Raw genomic sequence first — 17,111 nt, 5'->3', positions numbered from 1 at the left:
TATGGCAGTCTTTTTAAGTGCCTTTCTTCCGGATTCTGATGCTTCAAGCAAATTGCAGGTTGTAGATGAAGGACTGGAAAAGGCAGGTACAGAAAATGAAAGCTCTCCCTATAAATTAATTGAAAGTGCCGATATTAAGGCTATTATTGAGCCCAGAAAGCCCTTTTCTCATAAAGGGACTTATGGGCATGCGCTTATTGTTGCCGGTGCGCTGAAGACCATGGGAGCGGCTCTGCTTACTGCTAGTGGCTGTTTGTATGGTGGAGCTGGGTTAACTACAGTATCTATCCCCGAAAGCGGGTTGATGGCTTTAAATACAGCGCTTCCCGAAGTAATGTATTTAGAGAGAAGTCATCTGATCAAAATAAAATCGTTAAAAAAATACAATGCCATTGTTATAGGCCCAGGTTTAGGTAAACTATTTGAAGCGGTGTGTATGATGGAAGAACTGGTTGTTTTAAACGTACCGGTTGTTGTTGACGCTGATGCTTTAAATATCCTTTCTAAACGGGATGACTTACTTTTGCATTTGGCTAAGAACTCTATATTTACTCCCCATTTAAAAGAGTTTGATTGTCTCTTTGGTGAACATAAAAGTTGGTGGGATAGGTTGCAGACAGGTAGGAGAATGGCAAAGAAGCTGGGTTCTGTGATTGTGTTGAAAAACCAATACACCTTCATTATCGATCAACAGGGTGATGTAATGATCAATCCTACGGGTAATCCAGCGATGTCGCAGGGCGGAATGGGGGATGTGTTGACTGGCTTAATCACGGCGTATGTTGCACAGGGTTACAGCGCAAAGGCAGCGGCCATATTGGGCTGTTATTTTCATGGAAGGGCAGGAGATGAATTGGCTTTAAGCCATCACAATATAACTGCATCGCAGCTGGCTGCACAGATTCCTGTAACGGTAAAATCGTTTTTAAAATAGCTTTTTAGATTCCAACAGCTCCCATTACAATCATTTGATCCATGGTTGGGCCTACATTACCACCACGTTTCTCTAATGTGACTGCAAATGCCTGAGCTCCGGCGATTTCTTTCATTTTAAGCAAAATCTGGGTACTGTCCGCTTTCACATCAAATACACCTAGATCTACTGGTTTGCCATTTACTAAGGCCCAAAGTTGATACTGATGGTCCTGATCATTGGCTGGCAATTGCATTTTAGAATTGTCGACCATAACATGTCTACCTGCTGGGTGCCAATAAACGATCATATTAGCTTGTGGATCCATTTTAGTTCCCGCAAGTTTTACGGTTTTCCAATCTGGGTCACTAACTATTTTGTTTTTCTCTTGTAAATCTGTGTTGTTTTCTTTGAGGTAGCTGGCTTCAGTAGCAAATTTCTGCTTGTCCAGGTTTAGTGCAATGATTTCATTTTTGGCCTCTCCCAACTCGCCTCTTGTAGATAGGAGTGCGATAATCGTAATTGCCAATAAAGCAACACAAGCAGCTAATGCAATATAAAGTTTTCTTATTTTAGCTTCATAAACGTTATCATGCAATGGTATAATTGCGGGCTCGATTTTTTGCATGATCTTGTCAGATTTTGCTTCGAGTGGTTTAGTAAGTATTTTATGAAGGATTTCATCCTTTAGTATTTCGCGAGGATTTCTAGCAGCAACCATTGCATATTTTTCCAGAGTAAGCTCAATAGACGTAATTTCCTGCTTTACTTCAGGGTCTTTTGCGGCCATTGCTTCAACTTCATATCGCTCCCTGGCAGTTAATTGCCCAGTAACATATTGTTCAAGTATGCCTGTTTCTATATATGCTCTTCCTTCGTCCACCTTAATTAAACCTCTTTCTTAATTCTATAATTGCCATTCGAACCCTTGTTTTTATGGTCCCTAATGGTAAATTCAACTCTTCAGCCGCTTCTACATGTGTATATCCTTTAAAATAGACCATATCAAGAACGGCAATTAGTTCTGGCTTAAGGCCATTCACCATTTCCTTAATCCCTAATGTATCCGCGTTAAAGGTTACTTCCTTCTGTGCATCGATAAAATCTACGTTATTTTCGATGTCTTGGTTTTTTTCAGTGTTCCTATAATCTTTAGAGCGCAATTTATCTATAGCTATATTGCGGGCAATGTTCATCATCCAGGTGAATAGGCGACCTTTAGCAGGATCGTAGCCATCGGCAGAATTCCATATTTTTATGAAAGTTTCCTGTAAAAGATCTTCGGCGACTTCTATTTGAGGGATAATTCTTGAGATGATCCCAAATAATGCAGCAGAGTACATATCATACAGTGCGTGCATGGCAATGGTATTTTGGCTTTTTAGGGCGTTTACCAGCTCATCTTCAGGGAGAGATATTTTTCGGTTATTTGTCAATTCATCACTAATATAGTGAAAGAACTATAACAACAAAGAAGTATTTATTTTTTTATTAAAAATCAAACAGGTGTTTTTCAGCATGATACGATGAGCGAACAAGCGGTCCACTTTCTACGTATCTTAATCCTTTAGCCAATCCGATTTCTTTGTATTTAGCAAATTGATCAGGATGAATCCAATCAACCACAGGGTGGTGATTGCGTGTTGGCTGCAGGTATTGTCCCAAGGTTAAAATGTGTACACCATTGGCAACAAGATCATCCATGGCTTCTAAAACATCGTCTTCAGTTTCTCCGAGTCCAAGCATAATTCCTGTTTTGGTTCTTAGGCCAAATTCAGAGATGCGTTTAAGGGCTTCAAGGCTTCTGTCGTATTTTGCCTGGATACGTACTTGTTTGGTTAAACGTTTTACGGTTTCCACGTTGTGCGACATGACTTCAGGACGTTCTTCCAGTACGCGGTATAAGTTGTCCCATTGACCCCTAAAATCTGGTATTAATGTTTCTAGTGTGGTTTCAGGGCTTTCTCTTCTGATGGCTTGTAAAGTTTCGGCCCATATAATTGAACCACCGTCTTTCAGGTCATCCCTGTCAACCGAAGTAATTACACAGTGTTTTACTTGCATCAGTTTAACTGAGTTTGCTACACGATTAGGCTCGTCAGTATCAACGGCTAAAGGTCTGCCCGTAGCTACAGCGCAGAAAGAGCATGATCTGGTACAGATGTTACCTAAGATCATAAAAGTTGCTGTACCTGCACCCCAACACTCGCCCATATTAGGACAGTTACCGCTTTCGCAGATGGTATGGAGTTTATGGGTGTCAACTAAACTACGCACTTGCGCATATTCTTTACCTACAGGAAGCTTAACTCTAAGCCAATCTGGTTTACGTTGTACTGGGTTTTCTGAAACAACCGGAAGTGCGATCATGGCACAAAGTTAAGCAATATTACGCAAAAAGGCCATGCGTAAACATGGCCTTTTATGTAATCGTTATCTAATTATTTCTTGGTAAACTTCATTACAGGCAAATCATCCTGTAATAAGGTTAGTGTGTTGTCATCAACACTATAAGCCGTTACTTTTTTCAGCATCTCCATAAACCTCATTTCTCCTTCACCTTCACAATGTTTCATGGTCATTGCACCTGGCTGCGAAATGGTCATTTTGCGTCCATCAACGGTTAGTTTCGTGCTAAATCCATTACAACTGGTATTGCCACTTACTTCTGTAAAAGGTGCTTTAAAATTTAATACAGGCTTGGCATCTGGATATAGGCCATTGAAGGCAATTCTTACCCCTGTAATGTAATTTAGTTCCCATTGACCAGTTAGTTTTTGACTTGGTTGATTTGGTTTCATCGTGTTACAAGCCGTTAAAGCGCTAATACTGATGAGGATGATGGAAAATAATTTTTTCATGGTAATTGATTTTATTTGATATTAAAGTTAACGAATTCTCTTAATTTTACGTCATGAGCACTTCAAAAATAACTTACAACGGTGGTTTAAGGACCACTTCTATACATGAGCGTTCCGGTAATGAAATCATCACAGATGCTCCGGTAGATAACAAAGGAAAAGGTGAGGCTTTTTCGCCAACTGATTTATTGGCTACATCTTTAGGTAATTGTATGCTGACTATTGTTGGAATTGCAGCGAATGAGCATGGTTTTAATATTGATGGGACTACTTGCGAGATCACTAAGATTATGGCCGAACAACCAAGAAGAGTAGCTGAAATAGTAGTTGATTTTCAGTTTCCTGCAAATAACTATTCTGATAAAGACAAAACGATCATTGAGCGGTCTGCCAATACCTGTCCGGTGATGTATAGTTTACATCCTGATATTAAGAAAACAGTAACGTTTAAGTATTAATCATTTCGGCAACTTCTACTGCCGAAATGTCGCTATGCGAAGCATCCAGAATGCAATCCCCATCTTTGATTAACAAAATTTGTGGGGATTCGTGATGTACTTGAAAAGTTTCAGCTATCTGCGCCGAAAGGTCGCGATAGCTGATTAAATCTAAAAAATACAGGGAAGTGTTTTCGGGTATTGAATCCCAATCCATTTCAAAACGTCTCTTAGCCATTGAGCTAACCGAGCAACGGGTACTGTGTTTAAATATTAAACTGTAGCCTTTCTGGTTTTGTATTTGACTAATCTGTGTCAGATCAGTAATGTTTTTCCACTGCATCGAATCTCTTTATTAATTTAACCCTTCTTATCCTCTTCTTCTTTTGCCTTCTGGGTAAGAGCTATACGCCGGACAAATTTTATTGGAACAAGCTTCCAACACCGTTATTGCAAAAAACACGCCAAGCAATAATATTGCAACTTTTTTCATTTGTATTTATTTTCTTTAATGAAATATCGATACTAATCTACAGTTTTTAACAAAAGAATCAAAGTTTGTTATAGGGTAGCCTTCAATTCTGCCATTTTTAATGCCGTAATTGCAGCTTCGTCTCCCTTGTTACCATGTTTACCACCAGCTCTGTCTATTGCTTGTTGTTGGTCGTTAGTAGTTAACACCCCAAATATTACAGGTTTAGCATGTTTAATTCCTACTTGTGTAATGCCATTGGCTACTGCATCACAGATAAAATCAAAGTGCTTGGTTTCTCCCTGGATTACACAACCCAAACAGATTACTGCGTCAAGATCTTTGTGTTTTTGTAAAAGTATTTCGGCAGCAGCAGTAAGCTCAAAACTACCAGGTACTGGTACAGAAATGATATTTTCCGGAGATACACCATGTTTAAGCAAGGTTTCTAATGCGCCATTGTATAGGCTACCTGTAACTTCCGCATTCCATTCAGCAACAGCAATTGCAAATTTGAAAGCGCTTCCATTAGGTATAGTAGTATGCGAAAAATCGGATAGGTTTTTAAGTTGTGTTGCCATGCTGCAAACTTAAATAAAATCATCTAAACTAATAAATGGTTTTTAGGATCGGTTTTAATATATTTAGCATTGAATGCTTGTTTCTATTTAAATAATTAACGTGATCTCTTTTAATAGGAAGCAAATTTAAGTTTCAGATTAAAAGAACTAGAGTTATATGAGTAAGATTGTATCCTTTTCTGACAATGAAATGCTTATCCGTTTAAAATCGGGGGATGAGGAGGCTTTTGACTTTTTTTATAAGAAGTATAGGGGCAAAATTTATGGCAATATTTTAAAACTTGTAAAATCTACAGACATTGCTGCTGATATTTTGCAGGATGTATTTATAAAGGTGTGGAATCATGCTGCCGGTTTGGATGTTGAGCAGTCTTTTGAAGGGTATGTGGTTCGAATCGCACAGAATAGTGTGTATGATTTCTTCAGAAAAGCCTCACGCCAAAAGAAACTCGAAGAAAAACTGATCGCTTCCTCTTCTGTTGAGGGGCATCATGATATAGATGCGGGGGCTGAGCTAGAGGAAAGTATAAAATTACTTGACCAGGAAATTAATCTGCTGCCGCCCAAATGTCGTGAAGTGTTCCAACTTTGTAAGATCGAGGGGAAAAGTTATGATGAGGTGGCTTTGATGCTGAACATTTCTACTGCAACCGTCAATAATCACATTGTAAGAGCTACCAGGATACTTAAAAGCCGCTTATCGCAAATTGATATTATTCTTATTCTAATGCTGATTACAATTTTTTAATTTTTTTTTGAATTAAGAGTAGTTGGTTTTTGCTTCATCGGCGTATTAGAATAAAAATAGACGCAGGTGCAAGAACTTTCACAATTATTTAAACGCTTCTTAAACAATCAATGCACTCCTGAAGAGATCAGGATGCTGCTGGATTATTTTAATGTCGATAACGATAATGCTGATCTGAAATTATTAATTGAAGAGCAGTTGTATGCGGAAGTCCCGGCAGATTTTGAAGAACAGCCTGAAGTGATTGCAGCTTTTCGTAAAACGGATAGCCATTTGCAGCAGCAGCTCTTTAAAAAGAGTTTTCTTCAGCGTGTTTTTTCTTCTGGTTATACCAAATATGCGGTGGCGGCAAGTCTTGCAGGTATTTTACTTCTGGGGGGGCTTTTTTATAGTCGCTTTAAAAAACCGGACTTTCTTGAGGGGAAGCAGCTAGCTAACGACGTGAGGCCTGGGACTAACAAGGGGATCCTGACGCTTGCAGATGGTTCATCCATTGTTCTTGATGCCAATAGTGATACTACACTATTGAAAAAGGCCGGGGTGAGCATAAAAGTAACAAAGGAGGGCTTAGTTGTTTATCAAGTCTCAGATCAGCAATCGGAAACTACGGAAGTATTATACAATCGAATTACTACTCCAAAGGGCGGCCAATATACTGTGATGTTATCTGATGGGACCAAGGTAATGCTCAATGCTTCTTCATCATTGAGGTATCCGCTGACTTTTCCATTAGGGGTGGGGAGAAAAGTAGAGCTTAATGGGGAAGGCTTTTTTGATGTGGAAAAGGTAATGGAGAATGGTTTCCGTAAACCCTTTTCGGTAGAAACACCGACTCAGATTGTTGAAGTATTGGGGACTCATTTTAACCTCAGTGCATATGATGATGATCTTGTGGTAAAAACTACTCTGGTATCTGGAAAGGTAAATGTTTACTCGATAGCAACTAAAGAGGGTAAGATCTTAAACCCTGGTGAGCAGTCGGTACTTATGGCTGGTGATCCTTTTATCCACGTGAAAAAAGTAAATGTGGAAGGCGCTACCGCATGGAAAGAGGGTAATTTTATGTTTGAGGATTTATATCTAAAAGATATTCTGAAACAACTGTCGCGTTGGTATGATGTAGATGTAGATCTTAGAAATTTGCCAGAAACCAGGTATAACATCTTTATTTCCAGAAATGAGACCTTATCAAATGTTTTAAGAATGCTTGAAAAAACGGGGAATATAAAATTCTCTTTAATAAATAATACGATAAAAATTAACCGCTAATCAATCCTCAGCTAAAACCTATGCCTATGTAGTATCAATACAAAAGCCTAAAAAAAAGACACCGATTGCGTAGCAGCGCAATCGGTGATGAATAAGGCACCCGTCAACAAAACAACTAGTTAAGAATCACCTTAAACCTAACAAATTTATGAATTTAAATGTTCAGCGCAAGCTATTTTTTGGCTTACGGCAGAATTATGTCCTTGCGCAAAACCTACTCTCAAAATTTTCACTAACCATGAAGATCACAGCTTTCCTATTAATGGTTGTATGTATGCAGATTTCGGCGAAAACCTTTTCTCAAAGGATTACGATTTCAGCAAAAAATACTTCATTAAAGTTTGTCCTTCTCGAAATCCGCAAGCAAAGCGGCCTAAAGTTGGTATACAATACCGACGTGTTACAACGTGCCCAGCCGGTAACAGTTTCATTGAAAGAAGCAACTTTAACTGAAACGATGGACAAGGTAATGGCCAATCAGCCATTTAATTATGAAATCGAAGGCAATACTATTTTAATTAATCCTAAGACTATAAAAGTACGTGCGGTAGCGGCGGTTCAACAAATCGTTGTTACCGGCAAAGTTACCGATGGAAAAGGTCCACTTCCTGGTGCCAGCATTACGGAGAAGAATACTAAAAATGTAACGAAAACCGACATCAATGGGCAGTTTACATTGAAGGTAGATAAAGAGGGTGCTATTTTGGTAGTCAGCTATATTGGCTTTAACAGAAAAGAAGTTGCTGCAACTTCTTCCTTTATGAATATTGTACTGGAGGGTGGAGACCAAAGTTTGGGTGAGGTTGTGGTAACTGGATACCAGAAAGTAGACAAGAAAACTTTTACAGGCTCTGTAAGTCAGGTGGATAAAGAAATTATTAACCGCTCTGGGTATACCGATGTTTCAAGGATGCTTCAGGGTGCTGCTGCAGGAGTAAGTGTAGAGAATGTTTCCGGTACTTTCGGGGCAACTCCAAAAATCAGGATCCGCGGTAATGCTTCCATCAGTGCCAATCAGGAACCTTTGTATGTGATCAATGGTATTCCTATTGCGTCGCCAGCCAATGTAAATGTCAATCAGTTATACTCCGGGGATCCGGCATCGTTACTTGGATCGGCAATTGCAGGGTTAAATGCTGCAGATATTGAAGATATCTCTATCTTAAAAGATGGTTCGGCAACCGCTTTATATGGAACCAGAGCGGCAAATGGGGTTATTTCCATTACCACTAAAAAAGGAAAGAAGAATTCAGCCAGTATCAATCTGAGTACCGCTTATACCATGGGGGTAAAACCTGATATCGATCAGTTTAATGTGATGGATTCTAAACAGTCGATGAATCTTTCGCAAGATCTATACAACTATGGGTACCTGTCTGTTTTAAATTATCCATCTTCAACAGGTGCTTTTACAGAGCCCTACCGTTTATATGCGTCTAATCAGATCAGTCCGCAGGAATTCAACAACAGACTAAATCGCGCAAGGGGCTTAAATACCGATTGGTTTGACGTGTTGTTTAAAAACAACCTGTTACAGGAACATAGTTTGTCTTTCTCTGGCGGAGGAGATAAGTCTACTTATTATTTATCAGGAAGTTATGCTGGTGATAATGGATCGGCCATAGGTTACAACATGAATCGGTATACGTCTGATTTTCGTGTAGTTCTTAATCTAACCTCTAAACTAGATCTGGATCTGAACCTGAACGCATCATTTCGAGATCAACTTTCACCGGGTACATTTAACAGTACCACCAGTTCAAGTAGTTTTAATACAACGAGGCTTTTTGATCTGAATCCTACCAGTTATGCTTCTAACACAAGCAGGGCAATGTCTCCATACGATGCAAATGGAAATCTGCAATATTATCTGCGTGATTATGCACCATTTAATATTTTGGATGAGTTGAAAGAAAACTTCAATACATTAAGTGCACATGATGTTAGGATCTCTGTAAAGCCAACTTATAAAATATCTAAGGCCCTCACTTTTGAAACGCTGCTTTCTGCGAGAAAAACAGCAGCTAAGTACGATCACGTGATGACAGAATATTCGAATGTAGCAGCTGCATACCGTGTGGCCACAAACGATAAATTAAGAGAATTGAACACCTATCTATATAAAGATCCTTCAGATCCGAATTCTATTCCGGAAACCATTCTTCCACGTGGAGGTATATTGGATGCCCGTAGTAGTGACGGTAGATTTCTTTACATGAGAAATACACTGACCTTTAAAAAAGACTGGGAAGATAAACATAAGTTAAATGTATTTGCTGGTTTTGAGATGGCATCGGATAAAACCACAAGCGATTACACTCGTGGATATGGTTATTTATATTATGGGGGTAAAATCATATCGCCAAGTGTGCTGGCGATGAAAAGAGCGATTGAAAAAGACGAGCGATATTATACCGAAGGGTTTATTCAGGAAAACAGAACCGCTTTGTTTCTCTCTACTCAATACTCTTTTAATAATAAATACAATATAGAAGTAGCCGGAAGGGTTGATGGGAACAACATGTTTGGCAGAAGAACCAGATCAAGGTTCTTACCAAACTACAGTGTCGGGTTATCATGGAATGTTGACCAGGAAAATTTTTTCAAACAAATCAATGCTGAAGGAAAAGTTGACTTCCTGAAACTACGTGCAAGTTATGCATTGCGTGGTAACGCTTATCAGTCGTCGCCAAATATCAATGCCAACTATGTAAATGTGAACCGTCCTGACGCAGTTAACAGCGAGATCGGTATCAGGATCATTGCACCAGAGTTATTTAGCTTAAGCTGGGAAAAAGATTTCATTACCAACTTCGGTTTAGAATTGGGGTTATTCAACAAGTTAAACCTTACTGCAGAATACTACACCAGACGTAACAAAGATCTGATCAGATCGAGCTCTGTTGGATATGAGGATGGGTTTGCAAGCAAAACCATTAACTGGGCTACCATGAGCAATAAAGGGGTTGATATTACTTTAGATATCAAAGAAGTTGTGAAAACCAAAGATTTTAGATGGAATGTAGGTTTGATTTATGGTTATGTAAAAAACACCATGGTTGACGGAAATCTCTTCTCGCCATTGCTTACGGAAAAAACACGTCCGGATGGATATGGTATAGTTGGTAAACCTTTATATGGCTTGTATGCTTATCGTTTTGCCAGCCTGGATGCAAATGGTCAGCCCTTGTTCTATGATGGTAATACAGGTAAAACCACCAATAACATACAGTTTTCAAGTGTAAACGATTCTCTGATTACTTATATGGGGTCAAGAATTCCTACAAGTACTGGTTCAATAACCAATTCATTTAACTATAAGTCATTTGAATTGAGGGTGTTTTTAACCTATAGTATGGGTAATAAGGTATTTAGGTCGCCAACTGTGAAACGTGTGTATGATGATAATCTGGCTGCATCCAAGGATATTGATTCGAGATGGCGTACTTCAGGAGATGAAAAATTAACCAATATACCTGGACTGGTATCTAATATACAGAATGAGTATTATACTTCTGCATTTATACAGAATGAGTTTGCTTATAACCGAAGCGATGCAATGGTGGTTAGTGCAAATGTGCTCCGCCTGAGTGAGGTGATGTTATCTTACAATGTATCGCCTAAATTATTAACGGGTGTGCCATGGATAAAAGGGGCAAGGTTAATGGCTTCGGCAAATAACATCCATTACTGGGCCAGCAGTAAGTTGCGTGGTGTCGATCCACAGAGCTTGATTTCGGGTGTGAGTTTGCCAAATCCAAGGAGCTATACATTAAGATTAACTGCACAGTTTTAAAAGATAATAAGATGAAACTATTCAATTCCAAAAATATTATAGCCTCATTATTAACCGTGCTTGCATTGTGTTTTACAGGCTGTAAAAAGTTTACCGAAAAACCTTACGATAACAGGATAGACCTGCAATTTACAGAGCATTATCAGCAGATTCTGGTTGATGCGTATCCTGAAAGGCAGGAGATGTTTACCGATATTTTAACTGATGATTTTGAGTACCACGCCAATCTGGCTCAGGCTTCTATGACCAGTTATTTTCTGCCGATTTATTTATACAAAGACGAATATCCTGATAATACCTATACGAACCCGGATCTGGCTTACCGCGAATTTTTTGCGAAGATCTACCGCAGCAATATTGTGATCAATGGAGTGGATGGTTCTACACGGGGAAGTGCAGAATTTAAGGCGGCGGTTAAAGGCGAAGCGCTTGTTTTAAGAGCTTATTGCCAGTTCATGCTGGTTAACCTTTTTTCTAAGCATTATAATGAAGCTACTGCAGGTACAGACCTGGGTATTCCGATTGTAACGACTGTAAATGAAGAAAATGTAAAAAGTTACACCCGTGCTACGGTAAAGGAAACTTATGCACAAATTGAAAAGGATGCTGCCGAAGGTATTGCTTTGCTTCAACAGGGAGCTGTTTTTGCGACTAAAAACCCTTATCATTTTAACATGGTCAGCGCTAATGCTTTTATGAGCCGGGTAATGTTGTACAAAGGTAACTGGGCAGAAGCAATCAGATACGCTGATGCAGTGATTCTAGAAAAAGGCCGCTTTGTTAGAGATCTTGCAACTGACCTTACTGTAATTACAGCAAACGGGATACAGATTTTTACAGTGAAATATATGGATCCTACTACCCATCCGAATATACTGATGAATTATTACTCTTCAAGAAACCTTGGCTTCCTTGCGCCTACAGGGTTTACAAGGTCGGGTTTTTATGTCGCAGATTTCTTAACCACATTGTTGCCGGTAACCGATTTAAGGAACAAGCTTACCTACCCAGTAGGAACGGTTATTGACAGAAGGGTAATGGTTGCTAAGTACGAAACTCAACCAAACAATCCGAACTCGGCTTTCAGGGCTTCTTATTTTTCTATGGAAGAGGTTTTGCTCAATCGTGCTGAAGCGGTGCTAAGAAGTACAGGTGGTACGGTTACTGAGGCGTTGAAAGATCTTGAAGTATTACGTAAAGCAAGGTATACCAATTATGTTGCGCTGAACCCTGCGTTATTTACCAACGAGGCACTTTTAACGACCGTATTACTGGAACGCAGAAAAGAGTTTATCGGAGAAGGATTGCGTTGGTTTGATGTGAAGCGTCTGGGTATAAAGGTTGAACATCTGATTGGCAGAGGGGAAGCGCCAACTGCCACTTTAATGCCTAATGATTTGAGAACCGCGTTGCAGATTCCTTTAAAAGAGCAACAAGGGAATCCGGCTATTCAGTTAAACCCAAGATAAGGTTTATTAATAATGTTAAATGATATGATCATGAAAAAGATATATGCATTTGTACTTGTAGTTGTATTGGCTTCAAGTGCATTTATTACAGGTTGCAAAAAAGACACGACAATTGCCATCGATGACCCCATTGATTACCTTTCGATTAAAAAAGGCAAATGGAACGGTTTGGATAGCTTGACGGACAGTCTGTTTAAAAATTATGGTGTAAGGGTATTTTACGAATTTAATCCAAGGATTATAGATCCGACTACTTTTTATGTACCCGCGCAATATGAAAAAGCTAGATTTTATACAAAAAATGTTATAGAAAGACTTTGGCTGGAGCCTTTGAAAAAGAACTTTCCGAAGTTTTTAAATGACCAAAAACCTGTTGAATTTCTTATTCTCGGTACTTACGTGCATTTTAATTCTATCAGTTCAGGATTAGCGGCGGGTGCGGGATTGAACGGCCAGTTTTATAGACTTGGTATGGGGGGAGCGGATGTGTTGCCAGCCACTAAAGCTTCAGTAAGAGATCACATGAATACATTGTACCATGAACATGCACACCAATTGGATCAGAAATTCGGTAGGGGTTATGCTTACGACAGAGTATCCCAGGGGACTTATTATCAGCTGAATTATTTACGGAAGCCAGATGGTACAGCCAGGACTAATACAGATGCGCAAAATGACGGGTTCTTTACCCCATATGGCGGTTTTGCTCCTGAGGAAGATTTTGCCACGACTGTAGAGTCTCTTATTCGCTATTCTAAGGCGCAAATACAGACCATTATAGCTAGAAATCCAAAATTGGTTACAAAATACCAGATGGTTTATAAATTTTACCTTGATAAGGGGATTGACCTGCATCAAATGCATGATATCCTGGATCAGGTTGCGAGTACATTACCATTGTAAAACTTATTTTAAATATTATCAAGATGAAAATAATATATCATATCACTTTTCTGGCTGTTTTTGTCCTTACGATGAGCGCCTGTAAGAAGGAGGCGTTGCTGGATGGCAGCAAGTCTATCGAGCGTTCTAACGCGTTAGAGAAAGAATTGAAAACTCAATTACAAAATTCAAAAGATGGTTGGATCATGTATCTTAAAACTCTAGATGTTAATGTAAAAACATCAGCACCATTTGTTTTAAAATTTGATACTGTAGCGAGTAAAGTAACTACCAAATCGATTTATGGGAATGAGGATAGGGTCAGCTATTTTAATATTTCTGCGGCTACTGGAGCGCCATTACTGACTTTTTCAACCGGATCTATTTTATCTGATATTTATGAGTTCGGTACCATGGATATTACAGATTATTTCTTTAAGGTTTTATCTGTAAGCAAAGATGTAATCGAAATTCAGACTTATCGTAAAGGTACCGGAAGTGCAAGTGAAGGCGGGGTTGTCTATAAAATGATCAGAAATGAGAATGTTGCCTGGGTTAAAGATTGGCAACAAGAAACAGCGAAGCTAATTACGCAAAGGCAGTTTTTTGATGTTGATTTGAAACTCGAGCTAACTTATGCTTCAGGTGAGGTTTTTGCCCCGGGTACAATCGCTTTTTTTAATCAACCAGCAGGAAATATAGCTTTTTTTAAGGCTAGTTATCCTACTGTTATTAATAATAAACAATTAGATCCGATAGAATTCGATTATTCAGTCTATTTTCCAGTGGCGTTTTTAGGGTATAATTCAATATTCTGGGAAGTAACGACCAGATTTACTCCTGCAGAATATTTCAGTTCAGGTCCAGCGGCCTATCAAAGATTGTTTAAAACCAATTATTTTTTGATCAGAAAAATAAACGGCAGGTCAATAGATATTTTTGCCCTTGATAAAGAGGGGAAGGAAGTGATAACCGGAAAGATTAGCATTATTTAAGGTTTAAAATATTTTATAATTGTACAAAGCATCCATGAAAATGGATGCTTTTTTTGCGTTTGGGCTTTTAGTGTGGTTTTGCCTTATCTAACAAAAGGCATTATGAAAGAGAATAGATACGGGAATAACCACTTTTTTAACTTGCTTTTCACTACCTGGAAGACGTCGGTAAGATTTGCGACAAGGTGCATTATAACCTGTCTAACGCAAGGACTTTTGTCTTTTTAGTAAAGATCCCCATCTTCACGGCCCAGTGCTTACAGGGCTGGTATTATGACCAAAAGGGAATCGGGTACACTGGCCAGTTGATCAGTGTGCCAATCAAGGGATCAGGAAAGCAAATTTCCTTAGCGTAGAAGTAAAAAAATAGCCCTGTAGACATGAAGTCTACAGGGCTATTTAATATTTTAAAAGCAATCTTTATTTAACTTGTACAGCTGCACGTGCAATGTACTCATCAATCATAGCTGCTTCCTGGCTCTCAGGATACTGAGTTTTTATTTTAGTATATGCTTCTTCAGCATTTTTAAATTCTTTAAGGTTTTCATACACTAAGCCTAGTTTTTTAAGGAACATTGGAGAAGTGAATTTGTTGCTTGCCTTATCAGCTGCTTTTTTGTAATAAGTAGCTGCTTGTTTGAAGTCTTTCAACTCGCTATAAGCATCACCTAACAAACCTAAAGCCAATGGATCTGCAACTGGACTTCCTGTTTCAGAATATTTACCCAATACTTCAGTAGCTTTTTTGTACTCACCTTTACGTAAGTAAATACCACCAAGGTATAAGTTAGCAAGGTTTGCTGATTTTGTATTGTCATACTCCTCTGCAATTTTTTCAAGACCAGGATAACCACCTTCGCCGTTTATAGCTTTGTTGGCCAATGAATCTGCAGCACCAATATATTGCTCTGCCTTGTACATTTTAGCTGATGCTTCTTCAGCCCTGTTTTTAAGATACACATTCTGGTACCAGAAGTATATGCCTATTAATACTACAATTGCACCTGCAATGAATAAAAGGCTTTTCGAATTTTCTTCTAAAAAAGAGCCCTTTCTTACCGGCTGATTTATTTCTTTTTCTGTTGTAGACATTTTATTTAAAAAAATTAAGGATTGCAAAAATACATTTTTACATCAAAGTATCAACCCTTTTCTGAGTATTTAAACAAAATTAATGAACTGAGCGTTAATTAGTACCGTGATAAAGCTTAATATTTATATTAGGATAGCGTATCCTGGAGGAAAAACAAATCATAGAATTGACAAAGCTAAACGGTAACTTTGGCTATTGATACTATGTGGTTAAAAAACATTACTCTTCTTAATTTTAAAAACTATACGGACGCAAATGTTAGTTTTTCTAAAACTGTAAATGCATTTGTAGGTGATAATGGGGCCGGTAAAACAAATTTACTAGATGCCATCCATTACCTGTGTCTATGTAAAGGGTATTTTAATCCTATCGATACCCAGCAGATTAAAACTGGTCATGATCTTTTTATGATTCAAGGTGATTTTGACCGTGAAGAGAAGAATGAGAAGATTACTTGCGGGGTAAAACGGAATCAGAAAAAACAATTTAAGCGGAATAAAAAAGAATACGATAAGCTGGCCAATCACATTGGTTTGTTCCCTTTGGTGATGATCTCGCCTTACGATACCAATATTATTATGGAGGGAAGTGAGGAACGCAGGCGGTTTATGGACAATGTGATCTCACAAACGGACATGCATTACCTGGACGAGTTGATTCTGTATAACCGTCACCTGTTAAACCGGAATGCCTTGTTAAAGCAGATTGCCATCACAAGAAGCTATGATCCGACGTTGCTGGAGATTTATAATGAGCAGCTGATTGCTTCTGGTGCAAAGATTTATGCCAAGCGTCAGCAGTTTATGATCGAGTTTATTCCTTTGTTTGATAAGTACTACCAATTCTTGACCAATGATAAGGAGCAGGTCAGTCTGCAATATCAGAGTCAGCTAAATGATACTCCTTTTGAACAATTGTTGCAACAGTCTATAGAAAAGGATAAAATTCTGGAAAGGACAACCACTGGTATCCATAAAGACGATCTGATTTTTACCCTATCCGATATGCCTTTGAAAAAATTTGGCTCACAAGGACAGCAGAAATCCTTTTTAATTGCCTTAAAGCTGGCGCAATATGCTTATCTTCAGAAATATAAAGGGTTTAAGCCTTTGCTGTTGTTGGATGATATTTTTGATAAGCTGGACGATAGCAGAATGCATAAGCTGATGGAGATGGTATCTCATCATGATTTTGGACAAATTTTTATTACAGATACAGGAAAGGAAAGAGTGACAGCAGTATTTAATAAAATTGATGTGCCGGTAACTTTATTTGAAGTAACTAATGGAGCAATAAATCATGCGTAAACCAAACGATATTACACTGAAAGAAGGCATTGGCAAGTTGTTGAATGTTTATAAGTTGAAAGGTAAGTTTGATGAAACTTCGGTGGTGTCTTTATGGCCCGAATTGATGGGGACTGCTATTGCCAATCGGACTACAAAGATTTATGTTTCACAAGGGAAACTATTCATCAGGATTGAGTCGTCAGTTATAAAGAATGAGTTGCTAATGGTAAAATCCGGCATCATTCAAAAAATAAATGAACGTGCCGGATCTGAAGTGATTACTGATATGGTGTTTCTTTAGACATC

General features: G+C 38.6%; 17 protein-coding genes. 10 read left to right on the top strand and 7 right to left on the bottom strand.

What is annotated here, in order from left to right; translation table 11 throughout:
* Position 1 precedes the first annotated feature (1 nt).
* On the top strand, positions 2-934 hold the full coding sequence (locus tag EZ444_RS15475; protein WP_131610055.1) for an NAD(P)H-hydrate dehydratase: 933 nt from the start codon (positions 2-4) through the stop codon (positions 932-934).
* 4 nt (positions 935-938) lie between these two features.
* On the opposite strand, the gene EZ444_RS15470 is transcribed toward EZ444_RS15475, so the two are convergent.
* From EZ444_RS15470 to EZ444_RS15455, 4 genes are all read right to left on the bottom strand, one after another.
* Entirely contained in the window at positions 939-1,796 is an 858-nt protein-coding gene (locus EZ444_RS15470) for an anti-sigma factor (RefSeq protein WP_131610054.1), read from the bottom strand.
* A 1-nt stretch (position 1,797) separates the two neighbouring features.
* The gene (locus tag EZ444_RS15465) at positions 1,798-2,349 is read right to left on the bottom strand and encodes an RNA polymerase sigma factor (protein WP_131610053.1); all 552 of its coding nucleotides are present in this window, start codon (positions 2,347-2,349) and stop codon (positions 1,798-1,800) included.
* Positions 2,350-2,404: 55 nt separating this feature from the next.
* Complete coding sequence (gene lipA / locus EZ444_RS15460; RefSeq protein WP_131610052.1) at positions 2,405-3,283, bottom strand: lipoyl synthase; 879 nt, start codon at positions 3,281-3,283, stop codon at positions 2,405-2,407.
* A 71-nt stretch (positions 3,284-3,354) separates the two neighbouring features.
* Entirely contained in the window at positions 3,355-3,774 is a 420-nt protein-coding gene (locus tag EZ444_RS15455; protein WP_131610051.1) for an META domain-containing protein, read from the bottom strand.
* A 53-nt stretch (positions 3,775-3,827) separates the two neighbouring features.
* Between EZ444_RS15455 and EZ444_RS15450 the strand changes: the two genes are divergently transcribed.
* Positions 3,828-4,232 carry an OsmC family protein gene (locus EZ444_RS15450; RefSeq protein ID WP_131610050.1) on the top strand — a complete coding sequence of 135 codons (405 nt, stop codon included), beginning with the start codon at positions 3,828-3,830 and terminating at the stop codon, positions 4,230-4,232.
* Here EZ444_RS15450 and ytxJ read toward each other — a convergent pair.
* Both ytxJ and ribH read right to left on the bottom strand, forming a co-directional pair.
* Positions 4,222-4,554, bottom strand: coding sequence for a bacillithiol system redox-active protein YtxJ (gene ytxJ, locus EZ444_RS15445; RefSeq protein WP_131610049.1), 333 nt, complete (start codon positions 4,552-4,554; stop codon positions 4,222-4,224). The two genes, EZ444_RS15450 and ytxJ, sit on opposite strands and share 11 nt — an antisense overlap.
* Positions 4,555-4,772: 218 nt before the next feature.
* On the bottom strand, positions 4,773-5,264 hold the full coding sequence (ribH, locus tag EZ444_RS15440) for a 6,7-dimethyl-8-ribityllumazine synthase (RefSeq protein ID WP_131610048.1): 492 nt from the start codon (positions 5,262-5,264) through the stop codon (positions 4,773-4,775).
* 157 nt (positions 5,265-5,421) lie between these two features.
* Here ribH and EZ444_RS15435 point away from each other — a divergent pair, with 157 nt between their 5' ends.
* The 6 genes from EZ444_RS15435 to EZ444_RS15410 all read left to right on the top strand — a co-directional run bounded on the left by EZ444_RS15435 (position 5,422) and on the right by EZ444_RS15410 (position 14,423).
* Positions 5,422-6,012, top strand: coding sequence for an RNA polymerase sigma factor (locus EZ444_RS15435; protein ID WP_131610047.1), 591 nt, complete (start codon positions 5,422-5,424; stop codon positions 6,010-6,012).
* A gap of 66 nt (positions 6,013-6,078) precedes the next feature.
* Positions 6,079-7,281 (top strand): FecR family protein, encoded by a 1,203-nt coding sequence (locus tag EZ444_RS15430; protein WP_131610046.1) that lies wholly within the window; start codon positions 6,079-6,081, stop codon positions 7,279-7,281.
* Positions 7,282-7,429: 148 nt separating this feature from the next.
* On the top strand, positions 7,430-11,077 hold the full coding sequence (locus tag EZ444_RS15425) for a SusC/RagA family TonB-linked outer membrane protein (protein ID WP_131610045.1): 3,648 nt from the start codon (positions 7,430-7,432) through the stop codon (positions 11,075-11,077).
* Positions 11,078-11,088: 11 nt separating this feature from the next.
* Complete coding sequence (locus EZ444_RS15420) at positions 11,089-12,546, top strand: RagB/SusD family nutrient uptake outer membrane protein (protein WP_131610044.1); 1,458 nt, start codon at positions 11,089-11,091, stop codon at positions 12,544-12,546.
* Between the two features lie 30 nt (positions 12,547-12,576).
* Positions 12,577-13,449, top strand: a complete 873-nt coding sequence (locus tag EZ444_RS15415; protein ID WP_131610043.1) for a substrate import-associated zinc metallohydrolase lipoprotein — start codon at positions 12,577-12,579, stop codon at positions 13,447-13,449.
* Positions 13,450-13,472: 23 nt separating this feature from the next.
* Positions 13,473-14,423, top strand: coding sequence for a DUF4302 domain-containing protein (locus EZ444_RS15410; protein ID WP_131610042.1), 951 nt, complete (start codon positions 13,473-13,475; stop codon positions 14,421-14,423).
* 420 nt (positions 14,424-14,843) lie between these two features.
* Here EZ444_RS15410 and EZ444_RS15405 read toward each other — a convergent pair whose 3' ends face one another.
* Positions 14,844-15,515 carry a tetratricopeptide repeat protein gene (locus tag EZ444_RS15405; RefSeq protein WP_131610041.1) on the bottom strand — a complete coding sequence of 224 codons (672 nt, stop codon included), beginning with the start codon at positions 15,513-15,515 and terminating at the stop codon, positions 14,844-14,846.
* 204 nt (positions 15,516-15,719) lie between these two features.
* On the opposite strand from EZ444_RS15405, the gene recF reads away from it, so the two are divergent.
* Positions 15,720-16,823 (top strand): DNA replication/repair protein RecF, encoded by a 1,104-nt coding sequence (gene recF, locus EZ444_RS15400; RefSeq protein WP_131610099.1) that lies wholly within the window; start codon positions 15,720-15,722, stop codon positions 16,821-16,823.
* Positions 16,816-17,106: a DUF721 domain-containing protein gene (locus tag EZ444_RS15395; RefSeq protein ID WP_090777565.1), complete on the top strand. Its 291-nt coding sequence runs from the start codon at positions 16,816-16,818 to the stop codon at positions 17,104-17,106. The genes recF and EZ444_RS15395 overlap by 8 nt, the downstream gene beginning before the upstream one ends.
* Positions 17,107-17,111 lie beyond the last annotated feature (5 nt).

This window comes from Pedobacter hiemivivus (assembly GCF_004331685.1).
Lineage (GTDB): Bacteria > Bacteroidota > Bacteroidia > Sphingobacteriales > Sphingobacteriaceae > Pedobacter > Pedobacter hiemivivus.
The sequence above is the reverse complement of the archived record's forward strand: the minus strand, read 5'-3'. Positions and strand labels throughout refer to the sequence as shown.